Raw genomic sequence first — 16484 nt, 5'->3', positions numbered from 1 at the left:
CTAGTCCGCCACTCGGCGGAGGACGGCGAAAAACATCGCGTCGGTGCCGTGACGGTGCGGCCACATCTGGGCAGAGAGCTCGCTGCCGAGATCCCCCATGTCCGGAAGCACGTCGCGCGTATCCAGCTCCTCGACGCGGATCTCTGCCCCAGCGCCATGGCGCTCCACGGCAGCGTCCACGATGCCCCGGGTCTCGCGCAGGTCGGGCGAACAGGTGGAGTACACCACGACGCCACCTGGGCGTACGAGGGCCAACGCGGACTCGAGGAGCTCGGTCTGCAGTGTGTTGAGCTCCGCGATATCGGACTCGGCTTTGCGCCAGCGGGCTTCGGGGCGGCGACGGAGTGCACCGAGGCCGGAACAGGGGGCGTCGACAAGCACCCGGTCGAAGCCTGCGTCGAGCCCCGGCGCACGACCGTCCGCACGGTGCACGCGCACGGGTAGGTCACCCACTGTTTTTTCCACCAAGGTAGCGCGGTGCGGGGAGACTTCTACGGCATCGACCTCCGCCCCCTCAACGCGAGCGATAGCCCCCATCAGGGCGGCCTTGCCACCGGGGCCGGCGCACAGGTCCAACCAGCGTCCGCTGTCCTCGCCAATAAGTTCAGCTTCCGTCACCGCGCGTGCGATGAGCTGGGAGCCTTCGTCTTGCACCGCTGCCAATTTTTGGCGGACAGGCTCGAGGGAGCCCGGGTCACCCTGCTCAAGGTAGACCGCATAGGGGGAATAGCGTCCCTCTTCGCAGCCGGTAATGAGCGCGAGTTCTTCGGCGGATATCTCGCCCGGTCGCGCTACGAGGTGCACGAGGGGCCGCTCAGAGTCCGCCTCGAGTGCGCGCTCCAGCTCCGCTGTTTGCTCGGCGCTGAGCGCGTTATCGTCAGCGGTGTCGAGGAGCCCCAACCCGCGGCCGAAGGAGCGGGCGATCCACTCGGGGTGAGCGTGGCGGAAGGCCAAAGCCGCGACCTCTCCGCTCGGAGCTAGCTTGTCCAGCCACTCTTGCGCAGGTGTGCGGGTGATAGTCCGCATGATGCCGTTGGCAAAGCCCTTGGCTTTCTCGTGGCCGGCCGCCTCCACGAGGCGAACGGTGGTATCGACCGCCGCGTGCGCCTCCACCCGGGTGTAGAGCACCTGGTAGGTTCCCAGTCGCAGGGCCGTGAGCACCTCGGGCGCAATGGCGTCGAGCCCGCGCGACGAGCATTCAGCGATGACCGCATCGAGAACGCCCTCGGTGCGCAGCGTGCCATAGGTCAGTTCCGTGGCAAAGGCGGCGTCGCGGCCGCTGAGCTTGTTCGCGCTCACGGCCTTCGGCAGTGTGAGGTTGGCAAAAGCGTCATCCGCCGCAACCCGCTGCAGTACCTCGAAGGCGACCGCGCGCGGCACGTCGACCCCGCTGCGCCGTGCCGCGGAAATCAGCGACGGGTTCTGGCGATCGTGGTGAGCAGTCTGGCGCTGTCCGCCTCGGCGTCCCTTGTGGTCGCGTCCACTGCGCGAGTTTCCACGTTGTTGGCTGCCCCTTTGCTGCTTTCCCTTCTGTGTGCCCTTCCCTGCGCGCTGCGCCGGGTCACCAGACTTGCTGCGGGACCTAAACCCTCCGGTCATGAGAACTTCACCTCGTCTGTGCCATCCGTGCCGCGAGAGCCTTGGCTAGCAAGACCTCGGCCCCAATCAGCGGCGTTCATCATCTTCTTACCGGACGGTTGAATCTTGCCCAAACGTACCGGGGAGCTACCGGTGCCGACCATGACCGAATTCTTGGCCACGTGCACTTCTCCTGGCTGGAGTGCGCGCACTGTGCCAGCCTCTGGCAGCGCCTCGAGTTCGGCGGGTGCCACGCTGCTTACAGGCCCTACCTTCAGCCGGGATTCCCCCATTAAGGTCCAGGCGCCCGGCCCCGGGGTATGGGCGCGGATGTGGCGATCGATGACGTCAGCAGCCAGGGTCCAGTCAATGCGGGCGTCGTCGGTTGCGATCTTGTGCGCATAGGTGGCCTCTCCTTCCTGCGGCTGCGGCGTAATGCTGCCATCCTCCAGGCCATTCATGGTCTGAACAAGGAGATCACCACCTGCATACGCCAGTCGCGTGAGCAGGTCATCAGCGGTATCGGTGGGCAGGATTGTTTCCTCGATGGTGGCCAGGATGTCCCCGGTATCCAGGCCCTGATCGATGCGGAAGGTCGTGGCGCCAGTGCGCTCATCACCGGCCGCAATGGCGGCCTGGACCGGTGCGGCGCCGCGCCACGCTGGAAGCAGGGAGAAGTGCAGGTTGACCCAGCCGTGCGTTGGGAGGCCCAGCAGATCCTCGGTAATCAGGTTTCCGTAGGCCACCACCGGAATAACCTCCGGAGCAATCTCCGCCAACCGCGCGCGCAGAGCATCGCCGTCCTCGGTGCCTGGCTTGAGCGTGGATGGCGTGAGAACCTCGATTCCATGTTCCTGGGCCAGCGCCTTCACCGGGCTGGGGTGCAGGGTGCGCCCGCGGCCGCGGCGTGCATCAGGACGGGTGATGACAGCGGCTATCTCGTGGTGTGAGGCAATGAGCTTCTCCAAAGCCACGACGGCGGGCTCGGGGGTTCCGGCGAAAACGATGCGCACAGTGGGTGCATGCCTTTCTCTCGTGAGGTTGATTGTTTATTAAAGTCTGACGCCTATGCGTTGAACCACTCCGACTGGCGGATGATCTTCATGGATTCCTTTCGCAACTCATCGCTCAGACGCTTGAGGAACAAGATACCGTCGAGGTGATCCGTTTCGTGTTGGATGCAGCGTGCCATCAGTCCGGACGCGAGCATAGACACCGGGCGGCCTTGGGGATCGAAGCCTGTAAGGCGTACGGTATTGAACCTTTCGGTGGGCTGGGAAATACCGGGGATGGACAGGCAGCCCTCTGGTCCCAGCTGAGTGTCTTCTCCCACTGCTTCCCACTCGGGGTTGATGATGGCACCGCGCAGGCCGTGCTGATAGTGAGAGCAGTCAAAAACGAAGATGCGCTTGGTCACGCCGATCTGGTTAGCCGCTAGGCCCACTCCCCCGGCGTCTTCCATGGTCTCCAGCATGTCCTGAGCTAGACGCTCGAGCGATGGCCCGAATTCGGTGACCTCCTCAGCCCGGGTGCTCAGGACGGGATCGCCATAGAGGCGAACCTCGCGCACGGTCATAATATGAACTCCTCGTGGTTTGCGGTCTTTCACGGTAAGCAGGAATTGCCATCCGTAGTGCTCCTGCACCGAGAATAGTTCACAGTAAGCAGTGCGTGCCCTCCAGGGGTGGGGTCGGCTGCTCTGTCTATCCGATGTTGATCGGGTCCACGGCGATGCGCAGAGGCAACACGTCCTTGCGTGCGCTGCGCAGCGAATTGGCCGTTCGCAGCGCCTGCCCAAGCTCCGAGCGCGGCCCCAATGGCGTGCGGATCAGCAGGCGCTGGGGCTCGCCGCCACGTTCGTGGTCATATTCGCCCGGCAAGCTCACCCCGGGCGGTAGCGGGACCGGGCCAAGAAGCTCCGCGTGCTCCGGTAGTTCTGCCAGCTCCAGGAAAGCGTCGAGCGAGGCATCGGCACCGTCGACGGCCGCCATGTGCACCGCGGGCGGGAAGCGTACCTCGCGGCGTGCCTGCAACTCGGCCGCCGCAGCTCCCACCATGTCCCACCGGCTAAAGAAGCCCACGAGCGGGAGCTGCTCATCTGCTGCCACGATCACCGCTCCGCCCTGAGCAGCCGGGGCCACGAGGGTGGCTGCGGCGGCCCATGTGGTCAAGGTATCCTCCGTTGCTCGGAGATCCTGACGGCCCAGCAACGCCCCGGTTTCCACCAGGAGCGCAGCACCATAGTGCCCTCCCTCGGCAACGCGTGGCTCCGCGCCAGGCGTGGCAATCACCAGCGCGGGGCCGGCAGGGACCTCGTCGACGACTGTGGAGCCACCTGATTGGATAACGCGCGTGTTGGGAAAGGCGCGCCCCATCTCCTCGGCGGTGCGCTCGGAGCCCAGCACAATGGCCCGCAGCCGTGGGGAACCACACTCGGAACAGCGGTAATGGGCGTCGACACGCCCGCACCAGCGACACGTGGGAAGCGCGGCGGAATCCTGCGCCCCATCCGCCGCGCCACGGACAGAGGGCAAACCTAGTGGCCCGTTGCAGTGTCGACACCGTGCCGGGGACGAACACTGCCCACAAGCCAGAATTGGGGCGTAGCCCTTGCGCGGGACTTGGACAAGGACGGGTTCACCGCGGTCGAGCGCCGCCCGAGTGGCTTGAAAAGCTGGGCCGCTGACCGACGTCGTCCCGCCCTGCATGTGCCGCGCCAGATTGATACCGAACGCACCCACCGCAACAATATCGGGGCGCGCCGCTTCCAGGGCTTCCGGAGTTGGGAGAAGATCGTGTGCCCATCCCGACTCAACGAGCAGCTGCGCTTCGGCCGTGCGCGCGTGGCCAGCAAGGATAAGGCTGCATTCTTCCTGCGCGGAGCGCGTGCTCAATACCTCTCGCGTGTGGACGTAGGGCTTGAGGTTATCCACCAGGCTATCGTCACCGTCATTGAGGACAACGGCCAGCTTCAGGTTCTTTACTGGGGCGAAGGCCGCGGAGCGCGTGCCGATAACGATGCGTGCCTGCCCCGTCAGTGCGGACAGATAGCGGCGGTAGCGAGCCTGCGGGCCAGTACTGTGCGCGAGCACCGTGATCTGCTTGGCGGAGAGGTGGCGACGAAACGCCGCTTCCAACAGGTCAAGGTCACGCTGATCCGGCACAACCATGAGCACCCCGCCGCCTTGCAGCGCCACGCTAGCGCCCAAGGCCGCAAGCGCGCCAGCCCAATCTGACCCCGGTGCGATCTGCCACGCTGCCCGCGCAATGTTCCCCGTCAGCACCGAATCCACGAAAGACTCGCCATGCTGGTAGCTCGACCACGCAGAGAGATCCGGGTGCTCTGCCGTGCCGAGCTCTTCCCAGGGAGTGGTGATATCCGCTTCTTCGGCCTTGGCATGGCGCGCCGGGATGGCGGTGCGGATGATATCGGAGCGCACGCCGCCGTAGCGGGCTGCAAGGGATTCGATGAGCGCCGCCATGGTCGGTGTGTACACCGCATAGGGGGAAATGACGCGTTCGATATAGCGGAGCGAACCGGAAAAATCAGAGTCGCTGCTGCGCGAGAGCAAGATGGCGTCAACCAACCTGCCGTTGAAGCGAATACGCACCCGGACGCCCGGTTGCGCGGCGTCGGAATCCGCCTCCTCAATGAGGTAATCGAAGCCGCGGTCGAGGTGCGCTACCCCTAGCAAGGGCAACACCCGCGCGACCGGTTGCTGGGCGGCGGGTGTCTTCTTGGGCATAGCGCCCGATTCTACAGGCCGGCGGCACGGCGCAGGTCGACGGCCCGCGAGGTGTCCTCCCACGGAAGGTCAACATCGGTGCGACCGAAGTGACCGTAGGCCGCGGTTTGGCGATAGATCGGGCGCTGGAGGTCGAGCTCGCGAATGATGGCGGCCGGGCGCAGATCGAAGACCTTGTCCACTGCGGCCTGGATGTCGGCGTCGCTCAGCCCGCCGTGCGCAGTACCGAAGGTCTCGACGTAGAGGCCAACTGGCTTGGCGCGGCCGATGGCATACGCCACCTGTACCTCGGCGCGGTCGGCAAGCTCGGCGGCCACAATGTTCTTGGCCACCCAGCGCATGGCGTAGGCAGCGGAGCGGTCCACCTTGCTCGGATCCTTACCGGAGAAGGCACCGCCGCCGTGGCGGGCCATGCCACCATAGGTATCCACGATGATCTTGCGGCCGGTCAACCCGGCATCACCCATGGGTCCGCCGAGGATGAAGGAGCCAGAAGGATTGATGAGCAGCTCGGTGTCCTCGGTGTAGTACTTGCCCAAGTCGGCGTCGTTGACGACCCATTCGACGACGTGCGTGCGCAGCTGCTCGGCCAACCACTCCTGGGTGACGTCCGGATCGTGCTGGGTAGAGATGACGATCGTCTCCAGCCGCGTGGGTACATCATTCTCGTCGTAGGCGTAGGTGACCTGGGTCTTGCCATCGGGGCGTAGGGAAGGCACGATGCCCTCCTTGCGCACCTGGGTGAGACGGCGCGATAGATGGTGCGCCGTGGAAATCGGCAAAGGCATAAACTCCGGGGTCTCATTGGTGGCATAGCCAAACATGAGGCCCTGGTCACCCGCACCGTACTGGTCATCGTCTTCGAAGGTGCCGGAACGAACCTCGGTGGAGGCATCCACGCCAGCCCCGATCTCCTGGGACTGCTCACCGATGGCGACGTTGACGCCACAGGTATGGCCGTCGAAACCAACATCGGAGGAGGTAAAGCCAATCTCCACGAGGGTCTTGCGAACGATCTGGGGGATCTCTACATAACCAGTGGTGCGCACCTCGCCGACGACGTGCACCTGCCCCGTAGTCACGAGGGTTTCTACGGCGACGTGGGCGTTGGGGTCTTCTTCGAGGAGGGCGTCAAGAATGGCGTCCGAGATCGCGTCACAAATTTTATCCGGGTGGCCTTCAGTTACGGATTCGCTGGTAAAGAGGCGTACCGCCTGTGCAGCTTTGTCAGTCACAAGTTTTCCTTAAGCTAGTTCTGCGCGTCGTGGGTGGGACAGCGCCTTGCCCACGCCTCGGCTGATAACACCGCCCCATCGTAGACCAAGCGGTCTACAGCTGCAAGAACGACCACTACTTTTTCAGGATTTCATTCACAGCTTCAAGTATCTGCGCGGCCACGACCTGTTTCGAGCCAGGCTCAACCACCACTGGCTCGGCATCACGCCGCAGGATCCACCCAGCGCTCGTGGGCTGGCCAAAGACCTTTCCCTCCCCGACCTCATTGGCCATGAGTACATCGCAGCCCTTCTTTGCGAACTTCCGCTGGGCGTACTCCAGGACAGTCGTCGTCTCATCACCGGTTTCTGCGGCGAAGCCGACGATGATGGCATCGGGGTTGAGGGAGCCACTGTCGCGACGCTCGACGAGGCCCTTGAGGATATCCGGATTTTCCACCAGTTCCAGATGCGCCAAATCAGCGTCCGCGGTACCCTTCTTCATCTTTGAATCAGCCACGGAGGCTGGGCGATAGTCCGCAACGGCCGCGGCCATGATGACGATGTCCGCGTCGGCGGACTCTGTATTCATTGCCTCCTGCATATCGCGGGTTGAGGTCACCCGCACGACCGTGGCACCGGAGGGAACCGGAAGCGCCTCCGTATTACCGGCAACGATGGTGACATCGGCACCCCGCTGTGCGGCAATCTCAGCCAACGCAAAGCCTTGTCGTCCGGACGAGCGGTTGCCAAGGTAGCGCACTGGGTCAAGGTTCTCTTGCGTGCCGCCAGCGGAGATCACGACCTTCCGGCCCTGCCAATCATGGTCCACGCGGTGGCCGGCAATGATGGTGCGAGCAAATTCCGCAATCTGCTCCGGATCCGGCAACCGGCCTGCGCCCGTATCGGTACCGGTCAAGCGGCCGTGGGCGGGCTCCATGACAGTAACTCCGCGACGGCGCAGCGTAGCCACGTTGTCTTGGGTTGCCGGGTTAAGCCACATCTCCGTGTGCATCGCTGGGGCGATAATCACCGGACACGTCGCAACAAGGACGGATGCGCTGAGAAGATCGTCGGCGCGACCACCAGCCAAACGCGCGATCAGGTCCGCGGTTGCCGGGGCAATAACGATGGCATCCGCTTGCTGGCCTAGGGAGACGTGCTGGACTTCATCCACCGCATCAAAGACCGTGGTCGACACCGGATGCCCCGACAAGGCCTCAAAGGTCGCTGCCCCAACGAAGTTCAGCGCAGCCTCGGTAGGAATCACGCGAACATCATCGCCATGCTCAGTGAAATCGCGGATAAGATGGCACGCCTTGTAGGCGGCAATTCCTCCCGCCACTCCGATGAGGATGCGCCGCCGTTGAGCCGACCCCGCCCCTGCGGACTCTGGATGATTCACGGCGCTACTTTCTTGAGCTTCTTGGAAATGCTGTACGTCCTTCACTCGGACGATGTTACCCAAGACGCACTGAACCCACCCAGTATCTTGGCAGACACGTGGGTGGGTTCAGTTCAGAATGTGCTGTAGGCAGCTACCGGCACGGAAAAGCTTAGTTGCCTTCCTCGTGGTCCAGCAGGCCGGCTTCGATTTCGCGCAAAGCGATGGACAGCGGCTTCTCCCCCGGTTCCGGGGTCACCAGCGGTCCGACAAACTCGAAGACGCCTTCATCCTGTTCTTGGTAGTAGCTGTTGATCTGGCGTGCGCGCTTAGCGGCAAAGATCACCAGAGCGTACTTGGACGAGACCTTGCCCAGCAGCTCATCGATCGGCGGATCGGTAATGCCCGTCGGCGGATCGAATACTGGTTCCGGCTTAACGGCCTCAGAATTAGCAGGTGTGGTCACGTTGGTCACATGCACCTTTACTGTTGGTAGATGGTCAAAATCGTGGTCTATCCACGCAGGATAGCACTAATAGCAGCAACGGCCTCATCGAGATCTTCATTGACAACGATGTGGTCGAACTCCTTTTGCGCGGCAAGCTCCGACTCAGCGGTCTGCAACCTGCGATCGATGACATCCTGCGGTTCGGTCCCACGCCCTGTCAGGCGCTCGACCAAAACTTCCCAAGATGGTGGGGCGAGAAACACGGTTTCCGCCTCCGGCATCGCCGCCTTCACGTTGCGGGCGCCTGCAAGATCAACCTCTACCAACACCGGGCGTCCAGCCGTCATCGCTTCTTGGACCGGCTGAGCGGGCGTCCCGGAACGCTGCAAACCGCCGTGGATCTCTGCCCATTCGAGCATGTCACCGGCGTCGATATGCTGTTGGAAGGTCTCTGGGGAGACGAAGAAGTAGTCCACCCCATCAGTCTCTCCGGGACGGGGTTGGCGCGTCGTCATGGAGACGCTGAAGTAGAGGTTGTCGACATCGTCGCGCAGGCGCGAAACCACAGTGGACTTACCCACAGCAGACGGCCCGGCCAGAACGACCAGGCGCCCGCGTGCAGTTTCGTCAGCCATTGCGCTAATTACTCGCCGTAGCCGAAACGCTCGAGAAGGGCGCGACGCTGACGGTCACCCAGGCCACGCAGACGGCGGGTCTGAGCAATCTCCAGGTCCTCCATGATTTCCTTAGCCTTGACCTTGCCAACCTTCGGCAGGGCCTCGAGGAGAGCGGAGACCTTGGTCTTGCCGATGATCTCATCGGTCTCGGCCTTCTCTAGAACTTCCTGCAGGTTGGTCTCGCCGCGCTTCAGCGCAGCCTTGAGCTCAGCGCGAGCCTTGCGGGCCTCAGCGGCCTTTGCGAGAGCTTCTTTGCGCTGCTCATCTGTCAACTTGGGAAGGGCCACGGGTTTCCTCCGATTTCATTAGTTCGAACATTGTCATCTGATGGCTAGCACCAGAATCTCGGCTCACGGTGGGAAGGTTTCCCCAGCGCGGGATAGCTTTTGCTACCTCCACGAACCGACTTCTGGCAATCCTAGCACTGGTCTGTACGCGATGACGTAACGCGGCCCCCTTCTTTTAAAGGTTCCCGCACGTCAACGCACATGCCTTAAACAAAATACCAGGTAAACGGCGCGCCCGTTAATCCAGCACGCCGCTACCTGGTCTGATTATTAGTCCCGGAACTCCGCCGCCGCATCCACTACGGCTTTCCGCAGGTCAGAGACATTCGGCCCCTGCGAAAGAATGGCCCGGGAAACGTTGGCAAAGCCGAGCTCGGGCGCCGCTGCGGTGAGTTCCCTTACATCGGCGGGCGTGGCGCCCTGGGCGCCCACACCCGGCAGCAGCACCGGACCGTTTAATTGGTCTAGTGCAGGCGGAGCCTCCAATGTCGCGCCAACGACAACACCAAGGGCACCCACGGTGGTGTTTGGCCCAGCCGCGGACGCATTGCGCTGTGCAAGCTCATCGACGACGCGCTGTGCCACGCTGCGGCCGTCGACGCTCAACGACTGCAACGCCACGGCCTCCGGGTTGGAGGTCGCCGCAAGGACAAAGACCCCGCGTCCAGTATGCTCCGCTAGGTCGAAGACTGGGCTCAAAGCGCCCACACCAAGGTAGGGCGAGACCGTCACAGCATCGGAACGCAGCGGCGAGTCCTCCCCCAACCAGGCTTGTGCGTAGCCCGCCATGGTGGAACCGATGTCTCCGCGCTTCGCGTCCGCTAGGCTCAGACAGCCCTGCTCGCGGAGCCCCGCGAGGGCCTCCTCAAGAACTGCGAAGCCGCGCGAACCGAAACGCTCAAAGAAAGCCACCTGTGGCTTCACCACCGCGGCGGTCTCGCCGAAGGCCTCTACACAGCGCAGCGTAAACGTGCGCAGACCATCCACATCAACCGACAGGCCCCAGGCTTCGAGCAGATGCGGGTGCGGGTCGATGCCTACGCACAGGCGCCCGCGCTCCGCACCAGCTGCTACGAGGCGCTCACCAAAAGACGGCAACTTCCTAGTTGGCTGGGTCATGCTCAAGCTCCTGCAGCGCGCGCACCTTGAGATCCCCGCGACGCAGAGCCTCAATACCCTGCACGGCGGCGGTCACGCCCTGGACGGTCGTCACCAACGGAATGCCCACGGATACCGCAGCAGCGCGGATGTCATAGCCGTCGTGGCGGGCACCGGCGGAGCCTGCCGGGGTGTTAAGGATGAGATCAACCTTTCCAGCAAGAATCTGGTCCACGATGGACTCCTCGCCCTCCGTGGCCTCCGATACCTTCCGGGCGACCTCGCACTCGACACCGTTGCGGCGCAGCATTTGCGCGGTCCCAGCGGTAGCCACGATGGTGTAACCCATGTAGGCCAGGCGCTGAATCGGGAAGATGAGCGTGCGCTTATCGCGGTTGGCTACGGAGACAAACACGGTTCCCTCAGTGGGCAGCTCGCCGAAGGCGGCCATCTCACCCTTGGCGTAGGCGGCGCCGAAGTTATCGGCCAAGCCCATCACCTCACCGGTGGACTTCATCTCCGGGGACAGCAAAGTATCCAGCAGCTGGCCATCGGGGCGACGGAAGCGGTTAAACGGCAGCACGGCTTCTTTGACCGCAATCGGGTGCTCCAGCGGCAGGGAACCACCGTCGTAGGTAGACGGGATGATGCCCTCCTCGCGCAGCTCGGCGATGGATGCCCCCAGCATGACACGCGCGGCGGCCTTGGCCAGCGGGACGCCGGTGGCCTTGGAGACGAAAGGCACGGTGCGGGAGGCACGCGGGTTGGCTTCGATGACGTAGAGGGTGTCATCCTTCAAGGCGTACTGAACGTTCATCAAGCCCTTGACGCCGATGCCATGCGCTAGGCGACGCGTCGACTCCCGCACCTTCTCAATATCCTCAGGTCCCAGCGTCATCGGCGGCAGAGCGCAGGAGGAGTCACCGGAGTGAATACCGGCCTCCTCGATGTGCTCCATCACGCCGCCGAGGTAGACCTCCTCGCCGTCGCACAGCGCGTCGACGTCAATCTCGATGGCGTTATCCAGGAAGCGGTCGACGAGGACCGGGTGATCCGAGGTGATCTCGGTAGCGCGCTCGATGTAGTTGCGCAGCGAATCCTCGTCGTAGACGATCTCCATGCCGCGGCCACCCAGCACGTAGGACGGGCGGACCAATACCGGGTAGCCGATATTCGAGGCGACCTGGCGGGCCTCCTCGAAGGAGGTCGCGGTGCCGAAGGCCGGTGCGGGAAGCTCGGCTTCAGCAAGCACCTTGCCGAACTCACCGCGGTCCTCCGCCAAGTCGATGGCAGCGGCAGACGTACCCACGACCGGAACGCCGGCAGCGGTCAGGCGCTCAGCCAGGCCCAGCGGGGTCTGTCCACCCAGCTGGACGATGACGCCGGCAACCTCACCGCACGCGGCCTCCGCGTGGTAGACCTCCATGACGTCCTCGAAAGTCAGCGGCTCGAAGTAGAGGCGGTCTGCCGTGTCATAGTCAGTCGACACCGTCTCCGGGTTGCAGTTGACCATGACCGTCTCGTAGCCCTCACGGGAAAGCTCCAGGGCGGCATGCACGCAGGAGTAATCAAACTCGATACCCTGACCGATGCGGTTCGGGCCAGAGCCCAGGATGATGACCTTGCCCTTCGTCTTCTCGTCGCTTGCGCGGACCTCGGACTCAGCGTTCGGATCCAGCTCATAAGTGCTGTAGTGGTACGGGGTCTGCGCCTCGAACTCACCAGCGCAAGTATCGACGGTCTTGTACACCGGGCGAATACCCAAGGACCAGCGCAGGGAGCGCACGCCATCCTCGCCAGCGAACTCTGGGCGAAGAGCCGCGATCTGGGCATCGGACAGGCCGAGGACCTTGGCGCGGCGCAGCAAATCAGCGTCCAGAACCGGCGCACTCACGAGCTCCTCGCGGAACTGGACCAGCGCCTCCAACTCAGCGAGGAACCACGGGTCCAAGTGGGAGTGCTCGTGCAGCTGCTCGATGGTCGCACCGAGGCGCAGGGCCAGCTCGACGTCGTACATGCGGCCCTCTGTCGGGCGCTCCAGGTCCTTGAGAACGGCCTCGAGATCCGTACCGCGCTCCCCGGCAAAGTACTCATCTGGCTGGGTCCAGAAACCTGCGGGCTTGGATTCCAGGGAACGCATGACCTTATTCAGGCCGGAAATGTAGTTGCGGCCGATACCCATGGCCTCGCCCACAGACTTCATGGTGGTGGTCAGGGTGTCATCGGCGCCCGGGAACTTCTCAAAAGCAAAGCGTGGAGCCTTGACGATGACATAGTCCAGAGTCGGCTCGAAAGCAGCCGGGGTAACACCGGTGATGTCATTGCGCACCTCATCGAGGGTGTAGCCAATGGCCAGCTTGGCGGCCAGCTTGGCAATCGGGAAACCGGTGGCCTTGGAGGCCAGCGCCGAGGAGCGGGATACGCGCGGGTTCATCTCAATGGTGATGATGCGGCCATCATCCGGGTTCACTGCGAACTGGATGTTGCACCCGCCGGTGTCGACGCCCACCTCGCGAATGATGGCGATACCCTGGTCGCGCATCTTCTGGTACTCGCGATCCGTCAGAGTCAGGGCCGGCGCCACGGTGACGGAGTCACCGGTGTGGACGCCGAGGGCATCGACGTTCTCGATGGACGCGATGACCACCACGTTATCGTCGCCGTCACGCATGAGCTCGAGCTCGAACTCCTTCCAGCCCAGGATGGACTCCTCGATGAGGACGTTCGCCTCTGGGGATGCAGCCAAGCCGCCGCCGGCAATGCGCTCAAGGTCCTCCTCGTTGAAGGCCAGGCCCGAACCGAGGCCGCCCATGGTAAACGACGGGCGAACGACAACCGGCAGGCCGAGCTCGGCGACAGTCTCGTGGACCTCCTCCATCGTGTGGCAGACGCGGGAGCGCGCGGATTCGCCGCCGATGGAGGCGACAATATCCTTGAACTTCTGGCGGTCCTCGCCGCGCTCAATCGCATCGATATCGGCACCGATGAGCTCGATATCGTACTTCTTCAGGATACCCAGGCGGTCCAGCTGCACCGCGGCGTTCAGAGCGGTCTGGCCGCCCAGGGTTGCCAGCACGGCGTCGATGGGGTTGCCCTCTTCCTTTTCCTTCTGGAAGATCTTCTCAATGAACTCGGGCTCGATGGGCTCCACATAGGTGTGGTCGGCGAACTCCGGGTCCGTCATGATCGTTGCCGGGTTGGAGTTGACCAGCGTAACGCGCAGGCCTTCCTCCTTGAGCACGCGGCAGGCCTGGGTACCGGAGTAGTCGAACTCGCAGGCCTGGCCAATAACAATCGGACCGGAGCCGATAACCAGGACGTGATTGATGTCGTTGCGCTTTGGCATGTGTTTCTTCTTCCTTTTCCTGGTTGCGTTCTACTTGTTCGGGGACTTTTCAGTCATGAGCTCGATGAACTGATCAAAGAGCGGGTTAGCATCGTGCGGGCCAGCCGCGGACTCAGGGTGGTACTGCACGGAGTACGCCATGCCATCCTTGAGCGCAACACCTTCAATGGTGTTGTCGTTGAGGCAGGTGTGAGACACCACTGCCGGGCCGAAGTCGGTCTCGAATTCCTCACCGGCCGGGTCTTCCTTGCCCGAGGGGCTGGCCAGGGCGAAGCCGTGGTTCTGAGAGGTGATGTCGATCTTTCCGGTCAGTTGGTTGCGCACCGGCACGTTGATGCCGCGGTGGCCGAACTTCAGCTTGTAGGTATCCATGCCCAGCGCACGGCCGAGGATTTGATTGCCGAAGCAGATACCGAAGAACGGGTACTTGGCGGCGAGGATGTCTCGGACAATGCCAACCATGGTGTCCGCAGTAGCCGGGTCGCCCGGGCCGTTGGAGACAAACACACCATCCGGCTTGTACTGCTTAATCTCCTCGAACGGGGTGTTGGCGGGAACCACGATGGTCTCGATGCCGCGCTCGGCGAAGTTCTTCGGTGTGGCGGTCTTGACTCCCATGTCGTAGGCCACGACGGTGAAGCGCTTCTCCCCTACGGCCGGGAAGGTATAAACCTCATCAGTCGAGACCTCTGCCGACAGGTCGAGTCCGGCCATGGAGGGCTGGTTCTTCACCTCAGCGATGAGCTCATCGACGTCCCGCTCAGCATCGGCACCGGAGAAGATACCGGCCTTGATGGAGCCGTGGTTGCGCAGGTGGCGCACCAGGGTGCGGGTATCGATGCCGCTGACACCGATGATGCCCTGCTTTTCCATCTCCTCCGGCAGTGAGCGCTCGGCGCGCCAGTTGGAGACGCGGCGGGCAAGGTCGCGGATGACCAGACCGGCAACCCAGATCTTGTCGCCGTGGGACTCATTGTCCTCATCATTCCAGCCTGTATTACCAATCTGCGGCGCGGAGGCCACGACGATCTGGCGGTGGTACGACGGATCCGTCATGGTCTCCTGGTAGCCCGTCATGGCGGTGGTAAAGACGGCCTCGCCCAGGGTCGTACCCGTGGCGCCAAAGCCAAAGCCACGGAAGGTGCGGCCATCAGCGAGGACCAGGATGGCGGGGGTGGTGGTAGTGGAAGTCACTGTGTGTTGAACCTTTCAGTGAATTTTCTCGGTGAAGGGTGATTGTGTTGGGGACGTGCGTTGGTGTGCGTTGACTACTTAAGTGGTGAGCAACTCTGATTGTCGATTATCCCGATTACTCGGCCGCCTCGCTGCCGCTTTCAGCCGCTAGGTCGTAGGTCACCGCACCGCGCAGGATGGTGTAGGCCACGCGTGCGCCGAATTCCTCCCCCTCGTATGGGTTGTTCTCCGACTTCGATGCCAGGCGCGTGGAATCGGATACCCACTGGTGCTCCGGATCAACGATGGTGAGGTTCGCTGGCTCTCCCACGGCAATCGGGCGGCCATGGCCAGGCAGGCGGGTGATCTCTGCCGGGCGTTCCGACATGACGCGGGCAACGAAGCGCCAGTCGGCCAGACCGGTGGCGACGAAAAGCTTGGCGATGACCGCCAGGGAGGACTCCAGCCCCAGCATGCCCGGCTTGGCGTGCTCGAACTCGACGCACTTGTCTTCGCTGCCGTGCGGGGCGTGGTCGGTCGCCACGACGTCGATAAGCCCGTCGAGCAATGCCTGGCGCAGGGCCAGGGTGTCAGATTCCTCGCGCAACGGCGGGTTGACGCGGTAGACGCCGTCGTAGGTCACCAGCTTGTCATCGGTCAACAGCAGGTGGTGCGGGGTCACCTCGGCGGTCAGCGGGATGCCCTGTTCCTTGGCCCACTTAAGAAGCTCCACGGTGCCCTTCGTCGAAGCGTGGCAGATGTGCATGCGGTTGCCGTAGTCACGCGCGAGCAGTGCATCGCGGGCGACGATGGATTCCTCGGCGACGCGCGGCCAGCCGCGCAGGCCGAGGCGGGCGGCGACCTCACCCTCGTGGGCGCTAGCGCCTTCGGTCATGCGGTGATCTTCTGCGTGCTGAGCCAGCAGAACGTCAAGGCCCTTCGCGTACTCCAAGGCACGGCGCATGAGCTGCGGGTCCTGGACGCACTTGCCGTCGTCAGAGAACATGCGCACCTTGGCATCCGAGCGGGCCATCATGCCAAACTCGGTCAGAGTCTTGCCCTCGAGGCCCTTCGTGATGGAGCCAACCGGGTGGACATCGCACAGGCCGCGTGCCTGGCCCTTGGCCCAGACGGACTCGGCGATGATCGGCTGATCCGTCACCGGTGACGTGTTAGCCATGGTGAACACTGCGGTAAAGCCGCCCTTGGCGGCAGCGCGCGAGCCGGTTTCGATGGTCTCGGTGTCCTCGCGGCCCGGCTCACGCAGGTGAACGTGCATGTCCACCAGCCCTGGCAGCAGCACGTTGCCGCCACCATCAATAGTGCGGTCCGCCTTGACCGCCGGGGTCACGCCCCCGGCGTCCCTGGCGTCACCGGCGTCAGCGGCAGCACCGATGGCTTCGATGACGCCATCCTTGATCAGGATGCTGGTGGGCTCACCCTCGCCATAGGGGCGAACGTTGGTGATGAGCAGAGTGCCGGCCGCGGGAGCAGAGAGCACGCCGGTGTCTGGATAAGTAGTCATGGATTCTT

The 16484-nt window shown here is 63.4% G+C and carries 13 protein-coding genes; all 13 read right to left on the bottom strand.

Features of this window, described 5'->3' with window-relative positions; translation table 11 throughout:
* The gene (locus HMPREF2565_RS06735) at positions 1-1599 is read right to left on the bottom strand and encodes an RsmB/NOP family class I SAM-dependent RNA methyltransferase (RefSeq protein ID WP_070516590.1); all 1599 of its coding nucleotides are present in this window, start codon (positions 1597-1599) and stop codon (positions 1-3) included.
* Positions 1596-2591, bottom strand: a complete 996-nt coding sequence (gene fmt / locus HMPREF2565_RS06730) for a methionyl-tRNA formyltransferase (RefSeq protein WP_070516588.1) — start codon at positions 2589-2591, stop codon at positions 1596-1598. Before fmt ends, HMPREF2565_RS06735 begins: the two co-directional genes overlap by 4 nt.
* Positions 2592-2644: 53 nt before the next feature.
* Entirely contained in the window at positions 2645-3154 is a 510-nt protein-coding gene (def, locus tag HMPREF2565_RS06725; RefSeq protein WP_070516586.1) for a peptide deformylase, read from the bottom strand.
* Positions 3155-3281: 127 nt separating this feature from the next.
* The gene (locus tag HMPREF2565_RS06720; RefSeq protein WP_049157475.1) at positions 3282-5324 is read right to left on the bottom strand and encodes a primosomal protein N'; all 2043 of its coding nucleotides are present in this window, start codon (positions 5322-5324) and stop codon (positions 3282-3284) included.
* Between the two features lie 11 nt (positions 5325-5335).
* Positions 5336-6559, bottom strand: a complete 1224-nt coding sequence (metK, locus tag HMPREF2565_RS06715; RefSeq protein ID WP_070516585.1) for a methionine adenosyltransferase — start codon at positions 6557-6559, stop codon at positions 5336-5338.
* Positions 6560-6674: 115 nt separating this feature from the next.
* A complete protein-coding gene (gene coaBC / locus HMPREF2565_RS06710) occupies positions 6675-7943 on the bottom strand; it encodes a bifunctional phosphopantothenoylcysteine decarboxylase/phosphopantothenate--cysteine ligase CoaBC (protein WP_070516583.1) in 1269 nt (422 codons plus the stop codon).
* Between the two features lie 151 nt (positions 7944-8094).
* On the bottom strand, positions 8095-8397 hold the full coding sequence (gene rpoZ, locus HMPREF2565_RS06705; protein WP_046649090.1) for a DNA-directed RNA polymerase subunit omega: 303 nt from the start codon (positions 8395-8397) through the stop codon (positions 8095-8097).
* Positions 8398-8435: 38 nt separating this feature from the next.
* Complete coding sequence (gmk, locus tag HMPREF2565_RS06700; RefSeq protein WP_070516581.1) at positions 8436-9005, bottom strand: guanylate kinase; 570 nt, start codon at positions 9003-9005, stop codon at positions 8436-8438.
* An 8-nt stretch (positions 9006-9013) separates the two neighbouring features.
* The gene (gene mihF / locus HMPREF2565_RS06695) at positions 9014-9334 is read right to left on the bottom strand and encodes an integration host factor, actinobacterial type (protein ID WP_010186801.1); all 321 of its coding nucleotides are present in this window, start codon (positions 9332-9334) and stop codon (positions 9014-9016) included.
* A 270-nt stretch (positions 9335-9604) separates the two neighbouring features.
* Positions 9605-10453 (bottom strand): orotidine-5'-phosphate decarboxylase, encoded by an 849-nt coding sequence (gene pyrF / locus HMPREF2565_RS06690; RefSeq protein WP_071407054.1) that lies wholly within the window; start codon positions 10451-10453, stop codon positions 9605-9607.
* Positions 10437-13778 carry a carbamoyl-phosphate synthase large subunit gene (gene carB, locus HMPREF2565_RS06685; protein WP_071407053.1) on the bottom strand — a complete coding sequence of 1114 codons (3342 nt, stop codon included), beginning with the start codon at positions 13776-13778 and terminating at the stop codon, positions 10437-10439. The genes pyrF and carB overlap by 17 nt, the downstream gene beginning before the upstream one ends.
* 30 nt (positions 13779-13808) lie before the next feature.
* Complete coding sequence (gene carA / locus HMPREF2565_RS06680; protein ID WP_046649087.1) at positions 13809-14972, bottom strand: glutamine-hydrolyzing carbamoyl-phosphate synthase small subunit; 1164 nt, start codon at positions 14970-14972, stop codon at positions 13809-13811.
* A 115-nt stretch (positions 14973-15087) separates the two neighbouring features.
* Positions 15088-16476 carry a dihydroorotase gene (locus tag HMPREF2565_RS06675; RefSeq protein ID WP_070516573.1) on the bottom strand — a complete coding sequence of 463 codons (1389 nt, stop codon included), beginning with the start codon at positions 16474-16476 and terminating at the stop codon, positions 15088-15090.
* Positions 16477-16484: the final 8 nt, after the last annotated feature.

The organism is Corynebacterium sp. HMSC072A04, from assembly GCF_001809235.1.
In the GTDB taxonomy this organism is placed as follows: domain Bacteria; phylum Actinomycetota; class Actinomycetes; order Mycobacteriales; family Mycobacteriaceae; genus Corynebacterium; species Corynebacterium hiratae.
The sequence above is the reverse complement of the archived record's forward strand: the minus strand, read 5'-3'. Positions and strand labels throughout refer to the sequence as shown.